23 protein-coding genes, 2 tRNA genes and 1 pseudogene are annotated in these 26,270 nt (G+C 46.8%); 14 read left to right on the forward strand and 12 right to left on the reverse strand.

Features of this window, described 5'->3' with window-relative positions; translation table 11 throughout:
• The first annotated feature begins 375 nt into the window (after positions 1-375).
• The 3 genes and pseudogenes from BN6465_RS20920 to BN6465_RS03265 all read left to right on the forward strand — a co-directional run.
• Positions 376-552 (forward strand): hypothetical protein, encoded by a 177-nt coding sequence (locus BN6465_RS20920; protein ID WP_199882786.1) that lies wholly within the window; start codon positions 376-378, stop codon positions 550-552.
• A gap of 88 nt (positions 553-640) precedes the next feature.
• Positions 641-2,149 carry a recombinase family protein gene (locus BN6465_RS03260; protein WP_066731665.1) on the forward strand — a complete coding sequence of 503 codons (1,509 nt, stop codon included), beginning with the start codon at positions 641-643 and terminating at the stop codon, positions 2,147-2,149.
• 57 nt (positions 2,150-2,206) lie between these two features.
• Positions 2,207-2,533, forward strand: a pseudogene (locus BN6465_RS03265) (sensor histidine kinase); the annotation flags it as partial.
• 33 nt (positions 2,534-2,566) lie between these two features.
• Here the strand turns inward: BN6465_RS03265 and metF are convergent.
• The 5 genes from metF to BN6465_RS03290 all read right to left on the reverse strand — a co-directional run bounded on the left by metF (position 2,567) and on the right by BN6465_RS03290 (position 5,150).
• On the reverse strand, positions 2,567-3,430 hold the full coding sequence (gene metF, locus BN6465_RS03270; RefSeq protein WP_066731671.1) for a methylenetetrahydrofolate reductase [NAD(P)H]: 864 nt from the start codon (positions 3,428-3,430) through the stop codon (positions 2,567-2,569).
• 198 nt (positions 3,431-3,628) lie between these two features.
• Complete coding sequence (locus BN6465_RS20635; protein ID WP_154670180.1) at positions 3,629-3,784, reverse strand: hypothetical protein; 156 nt, start codon at positions 3,782-3,784, stop codon at positions 3,629-3,631.
• A 67-nt stretch (positions 3,785-3,851) separates the two neighbouring features.
• A complete protein-coding gene (locus BN6465_RS03275) occupies positions 3,852-4,193 on the reverse strand; it encodes a sporulation initiation factor Spo0A C-terminal domain-containing protein (protein ID WP_066731673.1) in 342 nt (113 codons plus the stop codon).
• Between the two features lie 665 nt (positions 4,194-4,858).
• Positions 4,859-4,929, reverse strand: a tRNA-Gly gene (locus tag BN6465_RS03285).
• Positions 4,930-5,065: 136 nt separating this feature from the next.
• Positions 5,066-5,150: transfer RNA gene (locus BN6465_RS03290), tRNA-Leu, on the reverse strand.
• 228 nt (positions 5,151-5,378) lie between these two features.
• Here BN6465_RS03290 and pap point away from each other — a divergent pair.
• From pap to BN6465_RS03330, 8 genes are all read left to right on the forward strand, one after another.
• The gene (pap, locus tag BN6465_RS03295) at positions 5,379-6,893 is read left to right on the forward strand and encodes a polyphosphate:AMP phosphotransferase (RefSeq protein ID WP_066731675.1); all 1,515 of its coding nucleotides are present in this window, start codon (positions 5,379-5,381) and stop codon (positions 6,891-6,893) included.
• 25 nt (positions 6,894-6,918) lie between these two features.
• Positions 6,919-7,941 (forward strand): DUF2804 domain-containing protein, encoded by a 1,023-nt coding sequence (locus BN6465_RS03300; RefSeq protein WP_066731676.1) that lies wholly within the window; start codon positions 6,919-6,921, stop codon positions 7,939-7,941.
• Between the two features lie 13 nt (positions 7,942-7,954).
• Positions 7,955-8,959 carry a deoxyguanosinetriphosphate triphosphohydrolase gene (locus BN6465_RS03305; RefSeq protein ID WP_066731678.1) on the forward strand — a complete coding sequence of 335 codons (1,005 nt, stop codon included), beginning with the start codon at positions 7,955-7,957 and terminating at the stop codon, positions 8,957-8,959.
• Positions 8,960-9,043: 84 nt separating this feature from the next.
• Entirely contained in the window at positions 9,044-10,819 is a 1,776-nt protein-coding gene (gene dnaG, locus BN6465_RS03310) for a DNA primase (protein ID WP_066731680.1), read from the forward strand.
• A 39-nt stretch (positions 10,820-10,858) separates the two neighbouring features.
• Entirely contained in the window at positions 10,859-11,974 is a 1,116-nt protein-coding gene (gene rpoD / locus BN6465_RS03315) for an RNA polymerase sigma factor RpoD (RefSeq protein ID WP_066731682.1), read from the forward strand.
• A 17-nt stretch (positions 11,975-11,991) separates the two neighbouring features.
• Positions 11,992-12,699 (forward strand): tRNA (adenine(22)-N(1))-methyltransferase, encoded by a 708-nt coding sequence (locus BN6465_RS03320; RefSeq protein WP_066731683.1) that lies wholly within the window; start codon positions 11,992-11,994, stop codon positions 12,697-12,699.
• A 24-nt stretch (positions 12,700-12,723) separates the two neighbouring features.
• The gene (locus BN6465_RS03325; protein ID WP_066731685.1) at positions 12,724-13,503 is read left to right on the forward strand and encodes a Nif3-like dinuclear metal center hexameric protein; all 780 of its coding nucleotides are present in this window, start codon (positions 12,724-12,726) and stop codon (positions 13,501-13,503) included.
• A gap of 66 nt (positions 13,504-13,569) precedes the next feature.
• Positions 13,570-15,237: a nucleoside kinase gene (locus BN6465_RS03330; RefSeq protein WP_066731686.1), complete on the forward strand. Its 1,668-nt coding sequence runs from the start codon at positions 13,570-13,572 to the stop codon at positions 15,235-15,237.
• Here the strand turns inward: BN6465_RS03330 and BN6465_RS03335 are convergent, their stop codons facing one another.
• The 7 genes from BN6465_RS03335 to aroC all read right to left on the reverse strand — a co-directional run bounded on the left by BN6465_RS03335 (position 15,238) and on the right by aroC (position 22,470).
• The gene (locus BN6465_RS03335; RefSeq protein WP_066731688.1) at positions 15,238-16,155 is read right to left on the reverse strand and encodes an RluA family pseudouridine synthase; all 918 of its coding nucleotides are present in this window, start codon (positions 16,153-16,155) and stop codon (positions 15,238-15,240) included.
• 12 nt (positions 16,156-16,167) lie between these two features.
• On the reverse strand, positions 16,168-18,051 hold the full coding sequence (locus tag BN6465_RS03340) for an extracellular solute-binding protein (protein WP_066731690.1): 1,884 nt from the start codon (positions 18,049-18,051) through the stop codon (positions 16,168-16,170).
• Positions 18,051-18,869 carry an ABC transporter permease gene (locus BN6465_RS03345; RefSeq protein WP_066732744.1) on the reverse strand — a complete coding sequence of 273 codons (819 nt, stop codon included), beginning with the start codon at positions 18,867-18,869 and terminating at the stop codon, positions 18,051-18,053. Before BN6465_RS03345 ends, BN6465_RS03340 begins: the two co-directional genes overlap by 1 nt.
• Positions 18,859-19,932, reverse strand: a complete 1,074-nt coding sequence (locus BN6465_RS03350) for an ABC transporter ATP-binding protein (protein WP_066731692.1) — start codon at positions 19,930-19,932, stop codon at positions 18,859-18,861. Before BN6465_RS03350 ends, BN6465_RS03345 begins: the two co-directional genes overlap by 11 nt.
• Positions 19,933-19,959: 27 nt before the next feature.
• A complete protein-coding gene (locus BN6465_RS03355; RefSeq protein WP_066731693.1) occupies positions 19,960-20,499 on the reverse strand; it encodes a helix-turn-helix domain-containing protein in 540 nt (179 codons plus the stop codon).
• 295 nt (positions 20,500-20,794) lie between these two features.
• Positions 20,795-21,343: a GNAT family N-acetyltransferase gene (locus tag BN6465_RS03360; protein ID WP_066731695.1), complete on the reverse strand. Its 549-nt coding sequence runs from the start codon at positions 21,341-21,343 to the stop codon at positions 20,795-20,797.
• 29 nt (positions 21,344-21,372) lie between these two features.
• Entirely contained in the window at positions 21,373-22,470 is a 1,098-nt protein-coding gene (aroC, locus tag BN6465_RS03365; protein ID WP_066731697.1) for a chorismate synthase, read from the reverse strand.
• A gap of 185 nt (positions 22,471-22,655) precedes the next feature.
• On the opposite strand from aroC, the gene BN6465_RS03370 reads away from it, so the two are divergent.
• The 3 genes from BN6465_RS03370 (at position 22,656) to yajC (ending at position 26,173) form a co-directional block, all read left to right on the forward strand.
• Positions 22,656-24,623, forward strand: a complete 1,968-nt coding sequence (locus BN6465_RS03370; RefSeq protein WP_066731699.1) for a L,D-transpeptidase family protein — start codon at positions 22,656-22,658, stop codon at positions 24,621-24,623.
• 12 nt (positions 24,624-24,635) lie between these two features.
• Positions 24,636-25,769: a tRNA guanosine(34) transglycosylase Tgt gene (gene tgt / locus BN6465_RS03375; protein ID WP_066731702.1), complete on the forward strand. Its 1,134-nt coding sequence runs from the start codon at positions 24,636-24,638 to the stop codon at positions 25,767-25,769.
• A gap of 98 nt (positions 25,770-25,867) precedes the next feature.
• Complete coding sequence (yajC, locus tag BN6465_RS03380; RefSeq protein ID WP_066731705.1) at positions 25,868-26,173, forward strand: preprotein translocase subunit YajC; 306 nt, start codon at positions 25,868-25,870, stop codon at positions 26,171-26,173.
• The last annotated feature ends 97 nt before the right edge of the window (positions 26,174-26,270 follow it).

Consider the following 26,270-nt stretch of genomic DNA (forward strand, 5'->3'; position numbering starts at 1 on the left):
CCGCTGGCAATGACCTCCACGCCCTATAATGATACTTCCGCTTTGAACGCTTCACAGCATTGAGCGGCGCACCTACAAGTATAGGCCGGGGTGAAACTCCCATGAGGGCTGCCAAGCCCGTTGGTGCATTGCAGGAAATACAATCGAAACGGAATGAGGGCCGCCCCGCGTCCACTGTCTTGCGACAGGCCAATCACAGCGGCGCGGCCCTCAATTTTAAGAAACGCAGTCACTCTATGACCTCGGGCCAAGTTGACCCGAAGCATGGAGAAAGACCAAACGGCAGCACTCAACACGGGTGCCGCCGTTTGGCGTTTCCCCATGAGACAGGCGGAAACACAAGCCATCCACCCAATGCCCACAAGGAGGTTTTCAATGACACAGACTGTTACATACCAGCGAGAAACGAAGTCCGCGCCTTTTCAGGGAAAGACGATTGTACTTGAAAATCTGACCCCGGTACTTTCCCCAAAAGTGCGCGATAAACGGAAAAAAGAGATAGAGCGGTGCCTGTTTGAAGTGTTCAGCAAATACGGGGACAGGCGGTGCTGACGCTCCGTATCCTTGTTGAAAAGGGCTGTCAATGGTATAATATAGTTATAGGTTGGCAGCTCCATTCCGTAAAGGAAAGGGGCTAACTATGAATATTAGCAGAATGGATGTTATCTATGCAAGGCAATCGGTAGACCGCAAGGACAGTATCAGCATTGAAAGCCAGATTGACTTTTGCAAATACGAATTAAGGGGTGGGAGCCACAAGGTATTTAAGGACAAGGGATATTCCGGGAAGAACACGGACAGGCCCGAGTTTCAAAAGCTGTTAGTTGAAATCAAAAAGGGAACCGTGAAGCGTGTCGTTGTTTACAAGCTCGACCGTATCAGCCGTTCCATTCTCGACTTTGCGAATATGATGGAGCTTTTCCAGCAGTATGATGTAGAGTTTGTTTCCTCCACGGAAAAGTTTGACACCTCAACCCCGATGGGGCGGGCCATGCTCAATATCTGTATCGTGTTCGCACAGTTGGAGCGTGAGACAATCCAGAAGCGCGTCACAGACGCTTATTACTCCCGGTGTACGAAAGGCTTTCACATGAGCGGACAGGCCCCCTACGGCTACCGCTTAGAGCCTACGGTGGTTGAGGGTATCCGCACAAAAATGATGGTTGCAGAGCCGGAGGCCGCCGAGCAGATACGGCTGATGTTTGAAATGTACGCCGAGCCGGAAACCTCTTTCGGGGACATCACCCGGTACTTTGAGGAACAGAACATCAGGGTATATGACAAGTCCCTTGCCCGTGGTTATCTCTCACAGCTTTTAAGAAACCCGGTTTATGCACAGGCTGATTTGGAACTGTACGAGTTTTTCAAAAGTCAAGGCGCGGCCATCATCAACGACCCCGCCGACTTCGCCGGGACAAACGGCTGTTATCTCTATCAGGGCCGGGACGTAAAAGAGGATAAGGACAAGAGCCTGAAAGACCAGATACTTGTTATTGCTCCCCATGAGCCGATTGTATCTTCCGACGTGTGGCTTCGATGCCGGAAAAAGCTGATGAACAATACCGCGTTTCAAGGTGGCCGGAAAGCCCAAAACACATGGCTGGCCGGGAAAGTCAAATGTGGGAATTGTGGGTATGCCCTCAAAGTCACGCACAACCCGGCGGGCTATGAATACCTCCGCTGTAACAAGCGGGCCGACAACGGGGGCTGTAAAGGGTGCGGCACAATCCGCAAGAATGAGTTTGAACAATTCGTTTTTACCGCTATGTGTGAAAAGCTCCGGGAGTTTAAGCTACTGCGAGGCGGCGAGGAAAAAGTAAATCCCAAGCTGACCGCCTTACAGGTAGAACTTGCACAGGTGGAAAACGAGATTGAAAAACTGCTGGACACCCTGACCGGGGCCAACGCTACCTTGCTTGCCTATGCGAACAGCAAGATTGAGGCTTTAGACACCAACCGGCAGGCGCTTACAAAACAGATTGCCGAGTTGTCCGTTGAAACCGTTTCCCCAAAACAGATTGAGCTATTATCCGGCTATCTGGACGATTGGGAGAATGTGTGCTTTGACGATAAGCGAAAAGTCGTTGACGGCTTAATCTCACAGATACGAGCCACCAACGACTATGTGCAGATTGAGTGGAAAATCTGACCGCTCCACTCAATCATTTTTCTATATTGTTTGTAGCCCCTTGTCAACCGATGCTTCTATAACTTGATTGAGAATGCTATTAAATATAATGTGCCGGGCGGAGAAGTAACAGTACGGCAGAAACAGACGGCACATTTGGTAAATATTGAAGTGGAGGACAGTGGTGTTGGGATTGAGAAGGAAGCGCTGGAGCATATATTTGAACCTTTTTACCGTGCAGATCCATCCCGCTCCCAGAAGATACCGGGCTCGGGACTGGGACTTGCTGTTGTTAAAATGATTGTAGATAAGTATGAAGGAAAGGTTGTAGTAGAGAGTGAAGCCGGAAAGGGAAGCATTTTCCGGATATATTTGACAGCCTCAGAGCCGGCGGAACTCTCCTAAGAATATCTTCTGCTTAAATTACGGAATACTATTTTATGCCGCCAGCAGCCGGTGAACGGCCTCATAAATTTTTTCGGCAATATAGGGATTGTTCATCGTATAGAGATGAATTCCGTCGACGCCCTGTGCGTTAAGGTCTACAATCTGGTCGATGGCGTAGGCGATTCCGGCGTCGCGCATTGCCTCGGGATTGTTCTCGTAGCGCTCCATCATCGCAGTGAATTTCTTGGGAAGATGTACACCGCAGAGCGTCACCATACGTTCAATCTGTTTTTTGTTGATTACCGGCATGATACCGGCCTCTATGGGGACGTGGATACCTGCGAGAGAGCAGCGCTCACGGAAGCGGTAAAAATAGTTGTTGTCGAAGAACAACTGTGTAATCAGCTGGCTTGCCCCGGCGTCTACCTTTGTTTTAAGATGACGGATATCACTCAGTATGTTTTCTGATTCTGTATGAGCCTCCGGATAGCAGGCGGCGATGATATTGAAATCAGCATATTCTTTGATAAAAGAAATCAGGTCGCTTGCGTGGGGGAAATCCCCTTCAAAATAAGAGCCGGAAGGGATATCACCGCGGAGGGCCAGTATGTTTTCAATACCGGCGGTCTCGAACCTCCGGAGCTGAGAGAGGACGTCCGCTTTTGTGAGTCCGATGCCGGGAAGATGAGCAACGCTCTCAATCTTATATTTATGCTTGATAGCTGAAGCTATTTCAAGTGTAGCAGTACAGTTGGCGCTTCCGCCGGCCCCATAGGTCACGCTGATAAAATCGGGCCTAAGTCCTTGAAGCTTGTCGAGCGTACGGTAAATGGTATCGATGGAGTCTGTCCGTTTGGGTGGAAAGACTTCAAATGAAAAAGTAGTTTTTGTCTGGAACAATTCAGTTGTTTTCATTTTGCACTAATCTTGCCTCCGCTGCCATATACTTAGAAGATGGCAGCGGTTCGGCATTTCCCCTTGTTTTTAGTCCTCAGTTGATTTCTTAGACTATAGCATGGAAGAAGGGGTATAGAAAAATACATTTTAATTAGTGTTTGATATAGTTAAAAACTATGACAATGTTCTGCTCAAGAAGCGAGAGCTTGTCCGGAGTTATTCTCCGCCGGGGCCGTCGCGCCGAGGTACTTCGTCAGGAATTACATCGGTAACATATGAAGGTTTCGGCAGGTCGATTTCCGGAATATTATTGTCACCGAATTCCTCGTGAGAAGGCTCCACTGGCGGGAGATTCGTTTTTTTGTCTTTCATATTCGCACCCTCCTTTCGGAGGTAGTGTGCGCCGCCTTGGAGAAAAGTATCCATATTTATGACTTTATTATAACGTGGGTGTTTTAGACAATTTCTCAAGATAGTGAAATAGAATTTCTATAAATGCGCTGTTTGTAGGCCGCTTGTCCAGAGTATAGCCGGCAATATCTCCAAGTAGTTTGGGATTCCCATAATAGTAACATTTTTTTACAACTGAGCGGATGCAGTGGTCCACATTGTCGGCAGTGGTGTTGTAGTATGCAGCGACTTCGCCGAAGAGACGGATATAGCATAGCATGAAATCCTCATTTTGAAAGCAAAGAAGAAGCGCTTTTTTGAGATAGTGGAAACCAAGGTTGGTTTTATGGATTCCAAGTGATAATAAAATATTAGTGATGAGTTTTTCCATTACATAATTCCCCTTTTTCATTCGTATGGTTAATAATTGTAATGAATAAAAGGGGTAAATATATAGTGTATAGAAGAAATAAAACGAAATGTGTCACTTTTCGACGTTATAAGACACAGAAAATACAGCGATTTTGCAAATTTACAATTTCCGTCAATGTTCGTCAAGTGCAGCTTTTTTATTGAGGATCAGAAGAAGAAGGTATATGATTAAGCTGAACGGGATAAGGGATAGGAAGGAACGGAGGTGAATGAGAAGCTGCACTTGGCATTGGGTTTACAAAATATGCTGATAATAACCCAATCATCTATTTGCTTCCATTTTTTATAATTGTTCCATTTACTGGACGAATAACATATTACAGAATATGGGAAGCCTATCTTGAGGTGTGCCTAGAAGAACATGGGGAACATTTAAGACAAAAGAATTTCAATAAATATGTTCAAATAGAAAGAGCCAATAAAGTAGACGGCATAATGGCTGTGCTAGTAAACTATGAAATGTTTATATTAGCAGCTGCGTGTTTGGTTTTTATTATTATAACTGCTGCGTTTAGTTTTTCTAAGGTTAAGGACGCATATAGGAAAAAGTGGATAAATAGAAATCCTGTAATATGAGAAAAACCACAGGAATGCTTTAAATAAGCGATTCCTGTGGCCATAAGAAGCAGATAACGGGAGTCGAACCCGCCTTTCCAGCTTGGGAAGCTAGCGTCATACCGATAGACCATATCTGCATAAAATTAGTATAGCACTTTTGGTTCTGCGAAACAAGAAGTAATTCAAGATTACAATCAACATTCATCCGTGGATACAATCTTATAAAAATAAACAAGCAGAAACGACAACTCTGCGTTCCTGCTTATTTTGTCCTGCGGAAGATGGGACTTGAACCCACACGAGCGCATTGCTCACAAGATCCTTAGTCTTGCTCGTCTGCCAGTTCCGACACTTCCGCATACAGCTTTCATTGCTGTCCGAAAGTTATAATACTATATTCAAGCGGGAAAGTCAACGTTAATTTACAAATAAATTGTTTTCGCAATATTGTTGGTTGAATTTGAAAAAGAGGAATAATTCAATGTTTTGTGAAATATACTTTCATATTATGCGAAAATATAGTAAAATGAAATAAAATTGTATATTCAAAGAGGATGTTGAATAAGTAACAGTCAGGAGGAACGCTATGTTAGAAAAAGTGGATTTGACGAAAAAAATGGACAAGGAAGAATATAAGAAAAAGATGGAGGAGCTGGAGGTCAGACTGGGGAATCTACAGAGGGAATTGAGAAGCCTCGGGATTCCGGTCATGATTGCCTTTGAAGGGTATGGAGCGGCTGGGAAGGGCAGCCAGATCGGACGGCTGATTCAGGCCATGGATCCAAGAGGATTTGAGGTTCATGCCGTGAAAAAAGAGACAGAAGAAGAACTGATGCATCCTTTTATGTGGCGTTTCTGGACAAAAACACCAGAGAAGGGAAGAATCGCAATCTATGATACGAGCTGGTACCGGAAGGTTTTGATCGACCGTTTTGACAAAAAGACATCCAAAGATGAGGCGGCAGCAGATTTCGAATCGATCAGGGCGTTTGAAAAACAACTGACAGATGACGGGATGGTCATCATCAAACTGTTCTTGGCTATTGATAAAAAGGAGCAGAAAAAACGGTTTGAAAAATTGCTTTCTTCTAAAGAGACCGCTTGGCGTGTGAGCGAGGATGACGTGAAACGCAATAAAGAATTTAATACTTATGAGCAGATCAATGAAGAGATGCTGAGAAAGACGGACACAGATTATGCCCCGTGGAATATTATAGAAGCTGTGGACCGCCGGTTCGCGGCGGTAAAAATTTATACGATTGTCGTGAATGCCATGGCTGCGGCAGCGGAGAGGGCAAAGCAGCCTAAAGAGGCTGACAATGGGGCCCCTGAGGCAGTTGAGGACCGTGCGCTGCAGGAGTCTATTCTGGCAAAGACTGACTTGTCCAAGGCGCTTACGAAAGAGGAGTATAAGGAGCGCTTAAAACATCTTCAGAAAAAGATGGAGCGTCTGCATGGAGAACTATACCGGAGAAGAATTCCGGTCGTACTCGGTTTTGAAGGATGGGATGCAGGAGGGAAGGGAGGAGCAATCAAACGGTTGACAGAACCAATGGATCCGCGTGGATATGTAGTGAATCCGACGGCATCTCCCAACGATATCGAGCGCGCCCACCATTATCTGTGGAGGTTCTGGAGAGCCATGCCGAAAGCCGGACATGTGGCGATTTTTGACCGTACTTGGTACGGACGTGTTATGGTGGAGCGGATTGAGGGATTCTGCACGACGAAAGAATGGCAGCGGGCATATAAGGAAATCAACGATATGGAGCAGGACTTGGTGAACGCTGGAGCTATAGTGATGAAGTTCTGGATGCAGATTGATAAGGATGAGCAGGAAGCCAGATTTAAGGCCAGACAGGAGAATCCGGAGAAACAGTGGAAGATTACCGACGAGGACTGGCGCAACAGGGAAAAATGGGATTTATACGAGGATGCGGTGAATGAAATGCTGATCAGAACATCCACTTCCCATGCACCGTGGATAGTTGTAGAAGGGAATTGTAAATATTATGCCCGCATTAAAGTACTGGAAAGTGTAGTCGACGCGATTGAAGAGCGTTTGAAAAAGGATAAGAAGAAAAAGGAAAAGAATTCTTAGAAGGCCGGAAAGGCGGTGTCAGCGAATGAGAAACCATGAAGTGACAAAAGTACAGCCGTTATTGAAAGAGGACGGCTCTCTCAGGGAACCGGGGTGGTCCAAGCGGCTGTTACAGGTTTATGACCGCAGTCAGATTAAAGCGCCACGTTTTCGTATAAAAGAGTGGGATTATTATCTTGTCCTCAATGAGGAGTTTGCCGGGGCATTCACGATATCCGATGATGGATATATTGGATTACAGTCTGTCTCCCTCTTGAATTTTAAGGAAGGCTGGGAGCACACCGAGACGATATTGAACGCCTTCCCAATGGGGAAATTTAACCTGCCCTCCACGTCGGAGGCGGGGGATACAGTTTACCGGGACAAGCGGCTGCAGATGCGGTTTCTGCAGGAGAAAGGGAAACGCAGGATTCTATGCAACTTTGAAAAGTTTTGGCAGAACAAACCATTTTCCTGTGACATTACGTTAGAACAGCCGGAGATGGACACAATGGTAATTGCCACGCCTTGGAAAGAGAAAAAGACGGCATTTTATTATAACCAGAAAATCAATTGTATGAAGGCTTCCGGCACTATGGAATATGATGGGCGGGTTTATACATTTTCACCGGACACAGATTATGGGACGCTGGACTGGGGGAGAGGTGTTTGGACTTACGATAACCGCTGGTACTGGGGGTCTGGGAACACGACTGTAAATGGAAAGCCCTTTGGCTTTAATATTGGGTATGGATTCGGGGACACCGCTGCCGCCACGGAAAATATGCTGTTCTATGATTATCAATGTCATAAGCTTGATGAGGTGATATTCCATATACCAGAGGACAGCTATATGAAGCCTTGGAGCTTTACGTCCAGTGACGGGAGATTCGAGATGGAGTTCGTCCCTGTACTTGACCGTGCGGCAAGAACTGCAGCTCTGGTCATTGAGACAGACCAGCATCAGGTGTTCGGCCGTATGACCGGCAGGGCAGTGCTGGATGACGGAAGTGTAATAGATGTGAAAAATATGATGTGTTTTGCAGAAGATGTCCATAACCGCTACTAAAAGGAGTGACAGTATGACAATCAGAGAACAGCTTGAACAGAGGGAAATCGAGTATTTGAGCCCTTATGCCGTGCTCAGCAAGGAATCAAAAGGCAGGAAACGAGAGGAACCACAGTGCGATGTACGCCCGGTCTTTCAGAGGGACCGGGACCGTATCCTGCACAGCAAGGCATTCCGAAGAATGAAACAAAAGACACAGGTGTTTCTGCTTCCCAAAGGCGACCATTACCGAACTAGGCTTACCCATACATTGGAGGTCTCTCAAAATGCAAGAACAATCGCCAAGGCACTTCGGCTGAATGAGGAATTGGTGGAGGCAATCAGTCTGGGACATGATTTAGGGCACACGCCCTTCGGGCATGCAGGAGAAAGGGCGTTGAACGGAATATGCCCCGGAGGCTTTCGGCATAATGAACAGAGTGTCAGAGTTGTGGAGATTCTGGAAAAGCAGGGGCGGGGGCTCAACCTGACGTGGGAAGTGATTGACGGCATCCGCAATCATCAGAGCATCGGGAAACCCGCGACGCTGGAAGGACAGATCGTCAGGCTGTCAGACAAAATCGCCTATGTTAATCATGATATCGATGATGCCATACGTGGAGGAGTGATGACAGAAGAGGATATTCCGCTCAGGTTCCGGGAGGTGCTCGGTACAGGCATCCGTGCGAGATTGAATACGCTGATTCACGATGTGATTATCCACAGCATGGATAACCCCTCTATCTGTATGTCGAAAGAGGTAGAAGAGGCGTTGATGGATTTACGTAAATTTATGTTCAGCAACGTGTATCAGAATCCGGCAGCCAAGGGGGAAGAGGTAAAAGCCATCAATATGATCCGCAATCTCTACGAATATTATATTGACCATATGGAGCTGCTTCCACCGCAGTACCACGAGCTTATGGAGGACGGAGACAGCAGGGAACAGGTTGTCTGTGATTACATAGCGGGCATGACAGATAATTACGCTGTGAAAAAATTTGAAGAATATTTTGTCCCGGAAGCATGGAAAAATTAAAAGGAAATCAGAAACATTTGTCGAATATATATATTATAAGGGTAAATTCAATGGTTGTCAGACAAGGGGAAGGCGCGTAGATTTATGTATTATTCAGATGAGTTAGTTGAAGAGGTAAGGAGCAGGAATGACATCGTCGATGTAATATCAGGATATGTTAAGCTTCAGAAGAAGGGCAGTTCTTATTTCGGACTTTGCCCGTTCCACAACGAAAAATCCCCTTCTTTTTCCGTCAGCCGGGATAAGCAGATGTACTATTGTTTCGGGTGCGGCGCCGGAGGCAACGTATTTACTTTTATTATGGAATATGAAAATTATTCTTTTGTGGAAGCACTCAAGTTTCTTGCCGACAGGGCGGGAGTGGAGCTTCCGCAGCAGGAGTTTTCAAGAGAGGCAAGAGAGCGGGCGGATTTAAAGGCCACGCTTCTTGAAGTAAATAAGCTGGCGGCCAAGTATTTTTATGCCCAGCTCAAATCGGAGAGTGGAAAGACAGCCCACGAGTATCTCACTGACAGGCAGCTCAGCGAGGAGACGATCACCGCTTTCGGGTTAGGATATTCGAATAAATACAGCAATGATCTACATAAGTATCTCAGGGCCAAGGGTTACAGTGATGAGATTATTGTCAAGGCCGGTCTGGCAAATATGGACGAAAAGAACGGAATCTATGATAAATTTTGGAATAGAGTGATGTTCCCTATTATGGATGTGAATAACCGGGTCATCGGTTTTGGGGGCAGAGTCATGGGAGACGGGAAGCCGAAGTATCTCAACTCCCCGGAGACACCTGTCTTTGATAAGAGCAGGAATCTGTATGGACTTAACCGGGCTAGAACGTCACGGAAGTCCTATTTTCTTATATGTGAAGGCTATATGGACGTGATTTCGCTTCATCAGGCAGGATTCACGAATGCAGTCGCATCGCTGGGCACTTCTCTTACGGCCGGCCACGCGGCGCTGCTCAAGCGTTATGTGGGGGAGGTCTATCTCACTTATGACAGTGATGAGGCCGGAACGAAGGCGGCCCTGCGCGCGGTTCCAATACTGAAGGACGCGGGGGTCAACGCAAGAGTTATCCGGATGGACCCATATAAGGATCCGGATGAATTCATAAAGAATCTGGGTGCGGCGGCTTTTGAGGAGAGAATTGGCAAAGCCCGCAATGGTTTTATGTTCAGCTTGGAGATGCTGGAGTGCAGTTATGATATGACATCTCCGGAAGGAAAGACAGAGTTTCTGAGAGAGGCGGCCAGAAGGCTTACCGGTTTTGAGGAAGAGATTGAACGGAACAACTATATAGAAGCGGTAGCTAAGGCATATCATGTCGGTTACGAGGAGCTTCATAAACTGGTGGTAAAGACGGCGGTCCAGAGCGGTATGGCGGCGCCTGCCTCCAGACCTAAGCCTGCTTCGGATAGAGAGAGACAGAAGGAGGACGGGCACATCGTGTCCCAGCGTATCCTGCTCACATGGCTGATCGATCACGAAGAGTTGTTTGGTCAGATCAGCAAATATATTACTCCGGAAGATTTTACGAAGGAATTATACCGGGAAGTGGCGGGGCTTTTGTTCGAGCAGTACGAGAACGGTCAGGTGAATCCCGCTAAAATAATGAACCACTTTACCGAGGAAGAGCAGCATCGGGAGGCGGCTTCTCTGTTTCATACAAGAATCAAGGAGCTGACTACGAAGGATGAGCAGGAAAAAGCAGTCAAAGAAACGCTTATCCGTGTCAAGGCTTACAGCATCGATGAGAGGGCGAGAAAGCTGGAACCCACGGATATTCGAGGTTTACAGGAGTTGATGAATGCAAAGAAGGCTCTGCAGGACTTGCAGAGACTGCATATTTCCATCAATTAAGGATAAAATATAAACAAGCAATGAGAGGAAGGTCGCTGCATGGAAGAAAACATAGTGAAATTTCAAGAGAAACTGAAAAATCTGGTTACATTGGGGAAAAAGAAAAAAAGTATTCTGGAGCTTCAGGAGATTAATGACTTTTTCAATGATATGGAGCTGGAGCCGGATCAGATGGAGAAGGTCTTTGATTATCTGGAGGCCAACGGCATTGATGTGCTGCGTATCAGCGGCGATGTGGATGACGACGATGATGATATTGAGATTATACTGACAGAAGAAGACGAAGTAGACGTAGAGAAAATCGACTTGACTGTGCCGGACGGAATCAGTATCGAGGACCCTGTGCGCATGTACCTTAAGGAAATCGGCAAGGTGCCGCTTTTGAGCGCAGAGGAAGAAATCGATTTGGCAAAGCGTATGGCGGACGGTGACGAGGAGGCAAAGAAAAGGCTGGCAGAAGCGAATCTCCGTCTTGTTGTAAGTATTGCTAAGAGATATGTGGGCCGCGGCATGCTGTTCTTGGATTTGATTCAGGAAGGGAATCTGGGGCTTATCAAGGCCGTGGAAAAGTTCGATTATCATAAGGGATTTAAGTTCAGTACCTATGCGACATGGTGGATTCGTCAGGCAATCACGAGAGCCATCGCCGATCAGGCGAGGACCATCCGGATTCCAGTGCATATGGTGGAGACAATCAATAAGCTGATCCGGGTTTCCAGACAGCTTCTTCAAGAGTTAGGGCGGGAGCCTTCTCCGGAAGAAATTGCGGAGGAGATGGACATGCCGGTGGAGCGTGTGCGTGAAATCCTCAAGATTTCTCAGGAGCCGGTATCTCTCGAGACGCCCATCGGTGAGGAGGAGGACAGCCATCTTGGCGACTTTATTCAGGACGACAATGTACCGGTTCCGGCCGAAGCGGCAGCTCAGACGCTGTTGAAGGAGCAGCTGGACGAGGTTCTGGATACATTGACTGACAGGGAGCAGAAGGTTCTTCGTCTTCGCTTCGGTATGAATGACGGGCGGGCAAGAACGCTGGAGGAGGTAGGCAAGGAGTTTGATGTTACACGTGAGCGTATTCGGCAGATAGAAGCAAAAGCGCTCCGCAAGCTCCGCCATCCGAGCCGGAGCAGGAAACTCCGGGATTATCTGGATTAGCAGGGGAGCCGCGACTTATGGCAGAGTTATCGAAAAGATTGGAAGCAGTGGCAGGAATGGTGACAGCGGGCATGCGCCTTGCCGATATCGGAACGGATCACGGTTATTTACCGATTCATCTGGTGAAGAGGGGAATGATTCCGTCTGCTATTGCTATGGATGTCAATAAAGGGCCGTTGATGCGTGCACAGGAGCATATACGTGCAGAGGGACTTGAGGATAAGATAATTACCCGCTTGTCGGACGGCCTTAAAAATTTAAAAAAGAATGAAGCTGATATTATGATCGCCGCCGGAATGGGCGGCGGTCTTGTCATACGGATACTTTCTGAAGGGGACGGGGAAATAAAAGGAATTAAAGAATACATTCTCCAGCCCCAGTCGGAAATCAAAAAAGTCCGGGCGTATCTTTCTGAAAGCGGATATTGTATTGTTCAGGAGAATATGGTTCTGGAGGATGGGAAATACTATCCTATGATGAAGGCAGTAAGAGGGGAAAGTGCGCCGTATAGTGAGGAGGAGCTTTTATATGGCAGGATTCTCCTGAGTGAGGCTCATCCCGTGTTGAAACAATTTCTGGAGCGTGAGATTACAATCAACAGAAAGATAGCAGAGGAGCTGGAAAAAATATCCGGAGTTGACAATTCGGTGCGTACACAGGAAAGAATGCGTCAAATACAGCATAAGATAAAAGAGATGTGTGTCATTCTGGAAAAATATTTTTAAACGGCTTAGAATGGAAGGATACATATGGAATGTAGACAGATCATTGAGAAAATAGAAGAGCGTTATCCCAGACGCTATGCCATGGAGTGGGACAATATAGGACTTCAGGCAGGGCGGACTAAAAAAGAAGTGAAAAGAATATTGATCGCCCTTGATGTTGATGATGCCACTGTGGAACAGGCGGTTTCCGGTAACGTGGATATGCTGGTTACACATCATCCCCTGATTTTTAAGCCTGTAAGCTGGATAAATGATGAGGATTTTATCGGCAGAAGGCTGTTGAAGCTGATACAAAATGATATTTCCTATTATGCAATGCATACAAATTACGATGTGCTGGGCATGGCTGATCTGGCTGGGGAGATGCTTCAGCTTAAGAATCCTCAGGTCCTTGAGATAACCAACACGGAGGACAGTCTGGAAGGAATCGGGAGAGTGGCAGATTTAGAAATACCGGTGACGCTGGAGGAATGTGCCGGCTGGGTGAAAAAGGTGTTTTCACTGCCCGGTGTGAGGGTGTTCGGAGAGCCGTCACAAAAGATAACCCGTATCGCCATTGTCCCGGGTTCGGGCAAAGGTTTTATAGGGCAGGCCCTTGAAAAGAAAGCGGATGTGCTGATTACCGGAGATATTGGACACCATGAAGGGATTGACGCCAATGCGCAGGACATGGCGGTCATCGATGCAGGGCATTATGGCATAGAGCATATTTTCATTTCCGATATGGAGAAGTTCTGCAGTGATAATTTTCCGGAATTAGAAGTGCAGGTCATGAAGATACAGCATCCTTTCTGGATAGCTTAACATGGCGGACGGCGGTTGTGGTGAAAAGCCGTCTGCCTCATAATTATGGGAAGAAGGTGAGAATATTTGGAGCAAACAACATATATGGTAAAGATTGGGGATAAGGTAGAATACTATCCCGAGGGAACTACTTATTTGTCGATCGCGCAGATGCATCAGAAGGACTATCCCTATGATATTGTGCTTGTGTATGTCGGAGGAAAGCTTCAGGAGCTGAGAAAGACCGTGAAAGCGGATTGCGAGCTGCAATTTTTGACGACTGCGGATGACGCGGGACATAAGACCTATAAGAGAAGCATGAGTTTCCTGATGGTAAAGGCAGTTTATGATACAGCCGGCCATGATAAAGTGAAACAGGTGAGGGTTCATTTTTCCCTTGATAAAGGCTATTACTGCACGGTAAAAGGTGATGTAGAGCTTAACAGGGATTTCTTAGATAAAGTCGAGTATAGAATGCGTGAGATGGCGGAGAAGAACCTGCCTATCAATAAGCGCAATATACACACGGATGACGCGATTGCTCTTTTCAAACACCATGGTATGAGAGACAAGGAGCGGCTCTTTAAGTATCGGATGGTATCGAAGGTAAATATATACAGTATCAATGAGTTCGAAGATTATTATTATGGATATATGGTGCCGAGCACCGGATATCTAAAGTATTTTAAACTTTTTCAATATGATGAAGGTTTTGTGCTGCAGATGCCGGAACAGGATACACCCTCTGTGGTGCCGGAATTCTGTCCGAGAAATAAACTGTTTCAAGTACTGAAGGAGTCGACCCGCTGGGGGGATGTGATGGACATTGAGACGGTGGGGGCGCTGAACGACTGTGTGACTACGGGGAGTCCGCAGGAACTGATTCTTGTGCAGGAAGCGCTGCAGGAAAAAAAGATTGCCGAGATAGCGGCGGAGATTGCCTCCCAGCCCGATAAAAAGTTCGTGCTGATCGCAGGGCCTTCCTCATCCGGGAAGACTACCTTCTCGCACCGGCTTTCCGTGCAGCTTCGTGTGAATGGATTGATTCCTCATCCTATAGCTGTGGACAATTATTTTGTCAACCGGGAAAATACGCCACTGGACGAAGAGGGGAAACCAAACTATGAGTGTCTTGAAGCTGTGGATATTGAAAAATTCAATAAAGACCTGCAGGATCTTCTGGCGGGCAGGACGGTGGAGATACCAAGCTTTAATTTTAAGGTTGGAAAGAGGGAATATAACGGCAACTATATGAAACTTGGACCGAACGATATCCTTGTGATTGAAGGGATTCATTGTTTGAACGATGCGCTTACGCATGAACTGCCCAAAGAAAATAAGTTCAAGATTTATATCAGTGCACTCACTCAGTTGAATATTGACGAGCACAACAGAATCCCATCTACCGATGGGCGTCTTCTGCGCAGAATTGTAAGGGATGCCAGAACAAGAGGAACGAGCGCTAAAAATACGATTGCCATGTGGAAATCCGTGCGAAGAGGCGAGGAGAACAATATTTTCCCCTATCAGGAAGAGGCGGACGTCATGTTCAATTCAGCGCTGTTGTACGAACTGGCCGTGCTGAAGCAATACGCAGAGCCGGCGTTGTTTGGCATAGAGCGGGATTGTGAGGAATATTTAGAAGCCAAAAGACTGTTGAAATTCCTTGATTATTTTGTGGGAATCGGCAGTGAAGCCATCCCTACGAACTCACTGTTAAGAGAATTCATAGGCGGAGGCTGTTTTGATTTGTAGTCAGAGTCCGGCCGGAAGGTACTGCTGTAAGGAGTCTTGTCCTATATAGGCCATGTCATCCGGCAGAGAAGCCGTAAAGCACAGCGGGATACCTGTAATCGGGTGCTGGAAGCTTAAACGCCACGAATGGAGAGCCTGACGGCCGATAATCGTGTAATCGGGATTATATAAAAAGTCGCCGGGCAGTGGGTGGCCGATGTGTTTCATATGGACGCGGATTTGATGGGTGCGCCCGGTATCTAGTTCAAGAGATATCAGGGAGTACCCATTTTTATATGCCAGCCTCCGGAAGTGAGTACAGGCATATTCACCGGTAGAAAAATCCACCATCCGCTCGATAGTAGAGCCCGGAGCTCTGGCGATAGGGGCGGTGATGGTCCCGGAGCCGGGCGTCAGCCCTTGCGCCAAGGCCACATATTGGCGGTGGATTTTGCGATCGGCGCACATACCGGAAAGAAGAGACGCGCTGTACATATTTTTAGCCAGAATAAGGAGGCCGGTTGTGTCCCGGTCAAGCCGGTTGATGCAGCGGTAGACGAAGGGACCCCCTTTTTGCTGATAATAGTAGGCGCAGGCATTGGCCAGAGTGTTATCATAATTTCCCTGAGAAGGGTGGATGGGCATGTCGGCCGCCTTATTGACTATCATCAAATCTTCATCCTCGTAGACGATAGAAAGGGGCAGTGGCGATGGCACTATATTTTCCGAGGAGGCTTTTTCAACTAGAGTCAAAGAAAGCACATCCCCGGAACAGAGAGGTTCTCCCACTCTAGCCCAAATACCGTTTTTGGTAATGCCTTCTTTCGTTTCCTTCAGACGGCGGATGATTTGGGCAGAGTAGGAGTGTGCCTTCAGGAATTTTTGAATCGTCGATCCGTCATATTCTTCTGTGATGTTATATGCCAATATGCGTTTCATAATCGTTCCTTATTATTTGGATTTTACTTCTCTCCACAACTCATTATAGACTGCGTCGTTTTTGTCTCCAAGAAAACGGAAGGTTTCGCAGTCAGCCAGCTGCTCTGAGCTTGGAAAGGCAATTTCACTGTTGCGGATGTCCGGGTCTTCTATCAAAGCCCGTGCGGCCTTGTTCGGAGTGGAGTAAGTGATGAACTCAAAGTTCATCAGTGCAATATCCGGACGACAGACGAAGTTGATGAATTTTTCTGCATTTTCTTTATTGGGGGCATTCTTCGGAATCACCCACGAATCAATCCAGACATTGGAACCCTCCTTGGGAATCACATACTCTAGATCGGGATTCTCCCATTGCGTGTAAATAGCCTCACCAGAATAGATGACGCCGATTGCGGCTTCGTTTCCGATCATTTTGTCACGGACTTGATCCACAACGTAGGCCTGTACAAGCGGCTTTTGCTCTATCAGTAAATTGCGGGCTTCATTGAGCTCATCCAAGTCGGTGGAGTTCAAGGAATACCCAAGATATTTCAGCGCTACCGCGAAAGCGTCGCGTACACTGTCCTGCATCAGAATATTGTCTTTGTATTTCTCGTCCCACAGGACAGACCAGGAGTCAATAGGTTCGTCCACCATAGTTTTATTGTAGAGAATTCCAACGGTTCCCCAGCAGTAGGGCACAGAATATTTGTTTCCCGGATCAAACTGTTGGGACTGTTTCATATAGGTCTCATCCATATTCTTAATATTGGGGATATTATCCCAGTTGATTTCCGCCAGTAAATCATTCTCGATCATGCGCTGTATCATATAATCAGACGGGCAGACCACGTCATAAGCTATGGCGCCGGACTGGATTTTGGGATACATGATTTCATTGGTCTCGTATTCCTCATAGACTACACTGATGCCGGTCTCTTCTTCGAACATCTTGATGACCTGAGGATCCAGATATTCCCCCCAGTTGTAGACTACCACCTGTTCTTTCCCCGAAATATTGGTTCGGGAAGCGTAGAAGAAGCCCCCTGCTATCACGACAATTGTGAGGACGGCCGGTACTACACGTGTCATCAAAACGCGTCCGAATCTACGACGGTTGGACATGGTCTTCTCTGCCCGTGCTTTATCATGGCCCTTGCCGGACGGATTCATATTGATGAGAATCAGCAGCAAGAGGACACTGACAAACATGATTGTGGAAAGTGCGTACATTTCCGGCCGGATTCCTTTCCGCACCTCACTGTATATTTTCGTGGACAGGGTATCTACCCCCGGTCCTTTTGTGAAATGGGTAATAACGAAATCATCCAGCGACATGGTGAAAGCCAGCAGGAAACCGGAAAGCACACCGGGCAGGATGTCCGGGAATACCACTTTAAAGAAGGCGTAGACCGGTGATGCGCCTAAGTCCATAGCGGCTTCGTAAGTGTGTTTGTTAGTCTGTCTGAGCTTGGGCATGACGCTCAATATCACATAGGGGATATTGAAGGTAATATGGGCCATCAATATGGTGGAAAATCCCATAGTAAAGCGGCACGCGACAAATAGAAGCATCAGCGAGATACCGGTTACGATATCTGCGTTCAACATAGGGATATTGGTGACCCCCATCATGAAGGTACGGTAACGCCGGTGCATCGCCTGAATACCGAGAGAGGCCGCTGTTCCTATGACAGTTGCTATCAACGCGGAAAGAAGAGCGATGATCAACGTAGTGTACAGCGCGTTCATTATTGCGTCATCCTTGAAAAGCGAAATGTACCATTTCCCAGTGAAGCCCCCCCACTTAGAACGAGTCTTAGAGTCGTTGAAGGATAACACTACCAGTGTGGCGATAGGAGCGTACAGGAAAATGATGATTAATGTCAGATATATATTTTGCAGTATTTTTTTCATTAAAATGCTGTGCCCTCCCCTTCTTTGTCATATTTGGCAATCAGCGCCATGCTTGCGATGATGAATATCATAAGGACAAGTGACAGGCCGCTCCCCACGTTCCAGTTGCTTCCCTGTTTGAATTCCTGCTCAATGACATTGCCGATCAGAAGAATCTTGCTTCCGCCCAGCAGGTCGGAGATGACAAACGTAGTAAGGGCCGGTACGAACACCATAGTGATGCCGCTTATGATACCGGGAACACTTAAGGGAAGAATGATTTTCATAAAGGTCTGCATGTTTCCTGCGCCCAAATCGCGGGCGGCGGAGATGACGTCCTTATCGATTTTCGCAAGGACATTATATATCGGGAGAACCATAAAGGGCAGGAAGTTATAGACCATGCCTAGTATGATAGCACCCGGTGTATTGATGATTTCCCAGCCCGGCAGATGAAAGAACTTAAGTACCGAGTTGATGACGCCTGTTTTCTCCAGCAGATTTTGCCAGGCCAGTGTCCGCAGCAGGAAATTCATCCACATGGGAAGGATGAAAATCAGTACCACAAAGCTGGTCTGATTGACATTGCGGCGGGATAGAATCATAGCCAGCGGATAAGCCAGAAGCAGGCAGATAACCGTGCTTACAAAAGAGAGAAGAACAGCGAGCCCTAAGGCTTTTAAGTTCTCCGGCTCCGTAATTTTGGCCAAGTTCAGGAGCGTGAATCCTCCTTCTTTGTCAGTCAGCCCGTAATATACGATCATAAGGAGCGGGATGATGATGAAGGAAGCAGCCCAGAACAAATAGGGGCCGGCCAGAAGTTTCCTTTTATTCTTCAACACTTACCGCCTCCTCATCTTCAGATTCTGGTTTTTTCATAATTTGAATATCGAACGGGTCTACATGGATGCCGACCTCAGTACCTACCGGGAACATATCGGTGCTGTGGACGAGCCACTCATAATTATTGGCCGTGACTTCCATCTCGTAGTGAACACCTTTAAAAATGACATGGGTCACGATCCCCTGTAATGTACCTTCTTCCGGTTTCACCAAATCGATATCCTCTGGACGGATTACGGCATCTACAGGCTTGTTGCGGCCGAATCCGGTGTCCACACATGGAAAGTTCACGCCCACGATTTTAACGAGTTTGTCTTCTACCATGATAGCGTCAAAGATGTTACTGTCTCCGATAAAGTCTGCCACAAAGGCATTTTCCGGTTCGTTGTAGATGTCTTCAGGAGTCCCAATCTGCTGAATGTAGCCCTGATTCATAACGACGATAGTGTCTGACATGGTTAGGGCTTCCTCTTGGTCGTGGGTCACATATATAAAAGTAATGCCCAATTCATTTTTAAGCCTGATCAGCTCGTACTGCATATCCTGCCGGAGTTTTAAATCCAATGCCCCCAGAGGTTCATCCAGAAGAAGCACTTTAGGTTCATTTACAATGGCCCGGGCAATGGCGATTCGCTGCTGCTGGCCGCCGCTCAGAGAATCGGGGAGCCGTTCCTCGAATCCTTCAAGGTTCACCAGTTTTAACGCATAACGTATTTTATCATTAATATAGCTTTGCGGTTTGTTTTTTATTTTCAGCCCGAAGGCAATATTTTCAGCAATCGTCATATGAGTGAAAAGGGCATATTTTTGAAATACGGTATTCAGCTGTCTTTTGTTCGGGGCGATAGAAGTGATATCCTTTCCGTCAAAGATAACCTTGCCCTTGTCCGGTGTCTCAAAACCGCCCAATATGCGCAGAAGTGTAGTTTTTCCACATCCGCTGGGGCCCAGCAGGGTCAAGAATTCATTTTCGCGGATATATAGGTTTAATTCGTCCAGAACTAAATTATCCCCGAAAGATTTTGAAACATCGATAATGTCAATTAATTTATTTGGCATTGGTTAGTCCTCCTTAGAATATATTTATCAAAAACTCGGCGGAGTGCTGACCCAGATGAGTCTTGCCCCGGAGGAAGCAGAAGCTTCAATATAGTGCTTGGCATGGGGAGTAAAATAGAAGGCTTCCCCCTTTTTGGCCTTGTATACTTTTTTACCGACATGGATTTTCACGGAACCCTGCAGGACGTATCCGAATTCTTCGCCCTCATGGGGAATATCGGGGTAGGTAGAGCCGCCGGGACTTAAAGTCAGGCGGATGGGCTCCATCATATTGCGCTGGGCGTTTGGAATTATCCATTCTATTTTGTTGGATAAATCAGAATCAATCTTTTCAAAAAAGTCTTCTTCACCAAATACAACTTGTTCTTCTTCGTCTTCGCTGAAAAACTCGTTCAGATTTGTGCCCAGACATTGAAGAATGTCCACCAGAGTAGCGATGGAAGGAGAGGTCAGGTCCCGTTCCAGCTGGGAGATGAATCCCTTGGAAAGCTCGCAGCGGTCTGCAAGTTCCTCCTGCGTCAGGTCTTTGGCAATCCGCAGTTCTTTTAATTTGTGCCCAATATTCATAAATCCGCCCCTTTCTCGTCTGTGAAAGTAAAAATAAACTCAAAGTTTAGTATTTCTATACAATACATGCAAAAATCATTATACAGCATTCCTGCAAAAAAGCAAGAGTTTTTTGGCTTAAATTGACGCGGCCGGGAAAAGGTTTCCTCGATTGTTGTTTTGCGCGGTGGACGTATGTTTCCTACACATAAAATATCCCCCTCAAGTAGAACAGGGGCATTTACCTTGTCTACTTAAGGGGGAATAACACCAGAAAGGAATCACTCTTATTTCTGTACTTCCTTATTGAAAAAGATTATAATTTCCTCATCATCCAGAGTGCGTCGGCATAGCTGCCGTCAGAATATTTCATATTATCAGGGAAGGCCCCATAGGCTTTGAAGCCTAGATTTTCGTACAGGCCGAGAGCATTTGCGTTGTCTTTGACGACTTCTAGCTCGGCTTGTTCGTAACCGGCAGCTTTTGCTGTTGTGAGTATAGTTTCCAGCATGATTTTCCCGATTCCACAGCCACAGTATTTTTGATATAAGGCGATTGCGACTTCGCAGCGGTGTGAATATCTTCTGTAGTTTCCAATACTCATCAGGGAGCAGTTCCCGATATGCTCTGTGCCTGTTGTGGCGATTAACATCAGCTCTCTTTCGCTGTCAAGGAGGCTTTCGATAAAGCGTTCTTCCTGCTCCACGGTCATATTGAATTCATCCGGCTCTCTGACGAGGTATGGTGTTTCGGCAGTTGTCGCTTTCATATAATGAATCAGGGCAGGGGCATCTGATATATCTGCGTTCCGCAGCGTGATCGTCCGTCCTGTTTTATCTTTTACTTCTAAAGGTCCAAACTTCATAGTCTTTGCTCCTTTTCCTGTTTATCTGCTTATTTATAGAAACGCACCAGTGAGTCCATGCGTGCCGTCATGTTGCTCATCAGCAGGTCAGCGACAGTCAGTGCGGCCATGGATTCTACGACCACCACGGCCCGGGGGACGATGACAGGGTCGTGGCGTCCTTTGATGACAAGGGAGATGTCCCGTCCATTTTTGTCCACGGAATTCTGTGGCTGTGAGATGGAGGGAGTAGGCTTTACCGCGGCGCGGAAGACAATGGGGGTGCCGTCGCTCATGCCGCCCAAGGTTCCGCCGGAGTGGTTGCTCGCTTTTTGAATACATCCGTTTTCCGAGCGAAAACAGTCGTTGTTGCCGCTTCCCCTTGCGGCACCCGCCTGAAAACCATCGCCAATCTCAAAACCTTTTACTGCTCCGATAGAGAGTATGCTCTTGGCCAAAGAGGCGTCCAGCTTATCGAAGACAGGATCCCCGATGCCGGCAGGTATGCCGTTTATGGTACATTCAATCACACCGCCGGATGAATCCTGAGCGGATATACATTCTTTTAAATATGCTTCCGCCTCTAGGGCAAGGTCAGCATTCGGCATATAGAGTGGATTCTTGTACAGTTCTTCAAAATCATAATCCGTCTCGGGGACGATTATAGGCCCGATGGCTTTTGTGTAAGCCTGAATGTGTATACCCAGTTCGGAGAGCATTTTGGCCGCCACAGCGCCTGCGGCAACGCGTCCTATTGTCTCGCGGCCGGAGGAACGTCCGCCTCCCCGGTAATCCCGGAAGCCGTATTTCATATCAAAGGTGTAATCTGCATGGCCGGGCCGATAACTGTCCATAATATTACTATAGTCGTGCGAACGTTGATCCTGATTGCGTATCAGGATAGAAATAGGACAGCCGGTGGTGCGTCCCTCAAATACACCGGAGAGTATCTCTGCTGTGTCGCCCTCTTGGCGGCTGGTAGTATATCTGCTCTGACCGGGTTTCCTTCTATCTAAGTAAATCTGGATATCCTCCTCCGTCAAAGGAAGTCCTGCGGGACAGCCGTCAATCACGACTCCGATTCCCTTGCCGTGTGATTCGCCCCAGGTTGAAATCTGAAATAATCTGCCGTAAATCGAACCTGCCATAATGTTTACCAAGCCTTTCTTTTTTGTTAAAAACCATTATAAAGGAAGATTTCACAGGAAACAAGTAGGGATTCAGAAGAAAATTAATACAAAGTTAAGGAAATTTAAGAGATTTGTGTTGTATTTAGTGGTGGATTCGTATTATAATTACGACATATTGAGTTTATAAGGGAGTTTATATCTAAATGAGCGAAAGCAGAAAAAATGATAAGAATCTGAATGAGTTTCCAGAAAGCTCTGAGGAAATTATGCAGGAAACATTAAAAGGTATTTTTGAAGAGGTGAACGCGGCAGATGAAGAAGAAAGAGAAGGAGTCGATCCTGAAGGGGAAGTCGATGAAGAAGCCATCAGGGAAGTGTCAGAAGCGCTCCGGGAACAAACACCGGATACTTCAGTCGATACTTTATCTGGGAATGATTTGGATTCTGAGACAGCCGCAGACGAAGATAAACAGGCTGAAGAAGCGGATGCATCTGAGCCGGTAGAGGAGAAGCCACAGCTGGACGGCGATGATACAGAGCTAGATCTGCATGTAGATGACGCGGAAGAAGCAGAGTTCAATCTGCATGTGGATGACGCGGAAGATACAGAGCTTGGCCTGCATGCGGACGACGCAGAGGACATGGAGCCGCAGCTGGACGCGGGAGACGCGGAGGACATGGAGCCGGTTCTGGATAGTGAGGACGGCGAGGAGTTCGAGGACGAAGACTTTGAGGAGGAAGAGCCGCTCTCCGAAGAAGAGAAGGCCTTGCGCCGCAAAAAGAGAAAAAAGGTGCTGGGCATTGTGTTTGGCTCTATTTTTGGTGTGATTGCGGTGGCATATCTTGGACTCAGCATATTTTTTATGAGCCACTTTTACTTTAATACCACAATCAACGGCGTTGATTTTTCTGCTAAATCGGTAGAAAATGTAGAAAGTTATATGGAGCGCCAAGTACAGGACTACGAGCTGGATTTGAAGGAGTCTGACGGTGGGATTGAGATTATTAAAGGAACAGATATTGATCTTAAATACGAAAAGGGAGACGAGCTCACTAAGCTTATGAAGAAGCAGAACCCGTTCCTCTGGCCGAAGAGTCTTTGGGAGAAGCCTGAAATCACAGCGTCTGTCGGTGTATCCTTCGATGAAGCGAAGCTGAATTCGGTGATAGACGGTCTGGACTGCATGGTGGCTGAAAATCAAGTGGCCCCTGAGATGGCTAAGCCCGAATTTGACGGCAATGAGTTTGTTGTCAAGCCGGAAGTGGTGGGAAGTACGATTGAGAATGAGACATTCAAGGCTAAAGCGAAAGAATATATTGGCGGATTCCGTCCAACGATGGATATGACGGAAGAAGGATGTTATGTCAAACCTAAATATACTTCAGAGTCTCAGGAAGTAGCGGACGCATGCGCCAATATGAATAAGTATATGACTGCAAGTATTACTTATACATTTGGGTCTGCGACGGAAGTTGTAGATAAAGCCTTGATTTCTCAATGGCTTACGACGGACGATAATATGGCTGTCACATTTAACACAGACGCGGTATCGGAATATATTCAGACATTGGCGAGCAAATACAACACATACAAGGCACAGCGTACCTTTACTTCTGGAAACGGCAACAGTGTTTCCGTGGAAGGCGGGGACTATGGTTGGATTATCGACAAGGATGCGGAGTATGAGGCGCTGGTGGCCAGTATTCAGAACGGGGAGGTAGTGACAAAAGAGCCGGCATATTCACAGACGGCGGCTAGCCATGACGGAGCTGACTGGGGCACCACTTATGTGGAGGTCGATTTGACAAACCAGTATATGTGGCTGTTCGTCAATGGCGCAGTTGTTACCAGTGGGCCGATCGTTACCGGGAAACCGAGTGCGGGGGATGCGACGCCACAGGGAGTATACTATATCAAGTACACACAGAGAAATGCGACGCTTCGAGGACCTAAGAAACCGGATGGTTCTTATGAATGGGAATCGCCTGTATCTTTCTGGATGCCGTTTAACGGTGGAATCGGACTTCACGATGCGCCGTGGCAGGCTGCATTTGGCGGTGGAAGATATCTGACTCATGGCTCTCATGGCTGTGTGAATCTGCAGTACAATGTGGCGCAGACCACATTTAACAATGTGCAGTCCGGCACACCGGTTGTCTGTCACTATTAGGAGTAAGATACAATGTATGAATTGATAAAAAGAGACGGTCTGGCCAAAAGGGGCAGACTGCACACGGTACATGGGGTCGTCGAGACCCCTGTATTTATGAATGTAGGAACTGCCGCAGCTATTAAAGGCGCGGTCTCCACAGTGGATTTGAAAGAAATAAAAACTCAGGTAGAGCTCTCGAATACGTACCACCTGCATGTGCGTCCCGGTGATGAGACTGTGAAAAAGCTGGGGGGCATTCATAAATTTATGGTATGGGACAGGCCTGTCCTTACGGATTCCGGCGGATTTCAAGTTTTTTCGCTGGCGGGGCTGCGTAAAATTAAAGAAGAAGGAGTTTACTTTAATTCTCATATTGATGGAAGAAAGATATTTATGGGGCCGGAGGAGAGCATGCGGATTCAGTCCAATCTTGCCTCTACGATAGCGATGGCGTTCGACGAGTGTCCTTCCAGTGTGGCAACCAGAGAGTATATGGAGCGGTCGGTGCAGCGTACCACAAGGTGGCTGGCCAGATGTAAGGCAGAAATGGCAAGGCTCAATTCGCTGGAGGATACCATCAATCCGCATCAGCTCTTGTTTGGCATCAATCAGGGGGGCATTTACGAGGACATCAGGAAAGAGCATGCACAGCAGATTGTAGAGATGGACTTGGACGGCTACGCTGTGGGCGGGCTGGCGGTCGGGGAGTCTCACGAAGAGATGTACCGCATACTGGAAGAGACCGTCCCATATCTGCCTGTGGACAAGCCCACCTATCTTATGGGAGTAGGAACACCGGCTAATATTTTGGAGGCGGTAGACCGGGGCGTGGACTTTTTTGACTGTGTATATCCGAGCAGGAACGGAAGGCACGGGCATGTATATACGAACCACGGTAAGCTGAATTTATTCAATGCAAAATATGAGCTGGATTCCCGTCCAATCGAGGAAGGATGCCAGTGCCCGGCCTGCAGGACTTACTCCAGAGCGTATATCAGGCACTTGCTAAAGGCGAAGGAGATGCTGGGGATGAGGCTGTGTGTGCTTCATAATCTGTATTACTATAATACCTTGATGGAAGAGATACGAGCAGCTATTGAAGCCGGGGATTATAAAGAATTTAAGAGACAAAAGCTATCCGATTTAGCGAATCCGCTGGATTAGAAAAGAAAAATTTTCTAAAATCGGTAAAATTATCTTGATGTAATAGTCATTATTGTGTATGATAGCAATAGTGCTTATGAGTTTTAGGAGGAAAGAATATGAATTACACATTAGCAGCATCTATTTTTAATAATCCGATTACAATTATTCTCTTTTATGTAGTAATTTTAGGTGGATTCTGGTGGTTATTGATGAGACCGCAGAAGAAGGAGCAGAAGAGGCTACAGCTTATGCTTTCTGAGATGGAAGTGGGAGACACTGTCCTGACAACAAGCGGATTCTACGGTGTTGTCATCGACATTACGGATGAAGACGTTATTGTAGAATTCGGCAACAACAAGAACTGCCGTATTCCAATGCAGAAGCAGGCAATCATGCAGGTTGAGAAAGCGAATGCGAATTAATCAGTGAGGTTGGAAAAAGCATTGCATATTTTGTGCAATGCTTTTATAATATAGCTATTGGAAACGTTACCGATAACGTTTCCAATAGAAAAGAGGT

It is taken from the genome of Bariatricus massiliensis (assembly GCF_900086725.1).
In the GTDB taxonomy this organism is placed as follows: domain Bacteria; phylum Bacillota; class Clostridia; order Lachnospirales; family Lachnospiraceae; genus Allocoprococcus; species Allocoprococcus massiliensis.

What these genes read in the sequence shown, in the direction of transcription:
- BN6465_RS20920 (WP_199882786.1), top strand. Translation starts at nt 376, where the DNA reads ATGACACAGACTGTTACATACCAGCGAGAAACGAAGTCCGCGCCTTTT.
- BN6465_RS03260 (WP_066731665.1), top strand. Translation starts at nt 641, where the DNA reads ATGAATATTAGCAGAATGGATGTTATCTATGCAAGGCAATCGGTAGAC.
- metF (WP_066731671.1), bottom strand. Translation starts at nt 3,430, where the DNA reads ATGAAAACAACTGAATTGTTCCAGACAAAAACTACTTTTTCATTTGAA.
- BN6465_RS20635 (WP_154670180.1), bottom strand. Translation starts at nt 3,784, where the DNA reads ATGAAAGACAAAAAAACGAATCTCCCGCCAGTGGAGCCTTCTCACGAG.
- BN6465_RS03275 (WP_066731673.1), bottom strand. Translation starts at nt 4,193, where the DNA reads ATGGAAAAACTCATCACTAATATTTTATTATCACTTGGAATCCATAAA.
- pap (WP_066731675.1), top strand. Translation starts at nt 5,379, where the DNA reads ATGTTAGAAAAAGTGGATTTGACGAAAAAAATGGACAAGGAAGAATAT.
- BN6465_RS03300 (WP_066731676.1), top strand. Translation starts at nt 6,919, where the DNA reads ATGAGAAACCATGAAGTGACAAAAGTACAGCCGTTATTGAAAGAGGAC.
- BN6465_RS03305 (WP_066731678.1), top strand. Translation starts at nt 7,955, where the DNA reads ATGACAATCAGAGAACAGCTTGAACAGAGGGAAATCGAGTATTTGAGC.
- dnaG (WP_066731680.1), top strand. Translation starts at nt 9,044, where the DNA reads ATGTATTATTCAGATGAGTTAGTTGAAGAGGTAAGGAGCAGGAATGAC.
- rpoD (WP_066731682.1), top strand. Translation starts at nt 10,859, where the DNA reads ATGGAAGAAAACATAGTGAAATTTCAAGAGAAACTGAAAAATCTGGTT.
- BN6465_RS03320 (WP_066731683.1), top strand. Translation starts at nt 11,992, where the DNA reads ATGGCAGAGTTATCGAAAAGATTGGAAGCAGTGGCAGGAATGGTGACA.
- BN6465_RS03325 (WP_066731685.1), top strand. Translation starts at nt 12,724, where the DNA reads ATGGAATGTAGACAGATCATTGAGAAAATAGAAGAGCGTTATCCCAGA.
- BN6465_RS03335 (WP_066731688.1), bottom strand. Translation starts at nt 16,155, where the DNA reads ATGAAACGCATATTGGCATATAACATCACAGAAGAATATGACGGATCG.
- BN6465_RS03340 (WP_066731690.1), bottom strand. Translation starts at nt 18,051, where the DNA reads ATGAAAAAAATACTGCAAAATATATATCTGACATTAATCATCATTTTC.
- BN6465_RS03350 (WP_066731692.1), bottom strand. Translation starts at nt 19,932, where the DNA reads ATGCCAAATAAATTAATTGACATTATCGATGTTTCAAAATCTTTCGGG.
- BN6465_RS03355 (WP_066731693.1), bottom strand. Translation starts at nt 20,499, where the DNA reads ATGAATATTGGGCACAAATTAAAAGAACTGCGGATTGCCAAAGACCTG.
- BN6465_RS03360 (WP_066731695.1), bottom strand. Translation starts at nt 21,343, where the DNA reads ATGAAGTTTGGACCTTTAGAAGTAAAAGATAAAACAGGACGGACGATC.
- aroC (WP_066731697.1), bottom strand. Translation starts at nt 22,470, where the DNA reads ATGGCAGGTTCGATTTACGGCAGATTATTTCAGATTTCAACCTGGGGC.
- BN6465_RS03370 (WP_066731699.1), top strand. Translation starts at nt 22,656, where the DNA reads ATGAGCGAAAGCAGAAAAAATGATAAGAATCTGAATGAGTTTCCAGAA.
- tgt (WP_066731702.1), top strand. Translation starts at nt 24,636, where the DNA reads ATGTATGAATTGATAAAAAGAGACGGTCTGGCCAAAAGGGGCAGACTG.
- yajC (WP_066731705.1), top strand. Translation starts at nt 25,868, where the DNA reads ATGAATTACACATTAGCAGCATCTATTTTTAATAATCCGATTACAATT.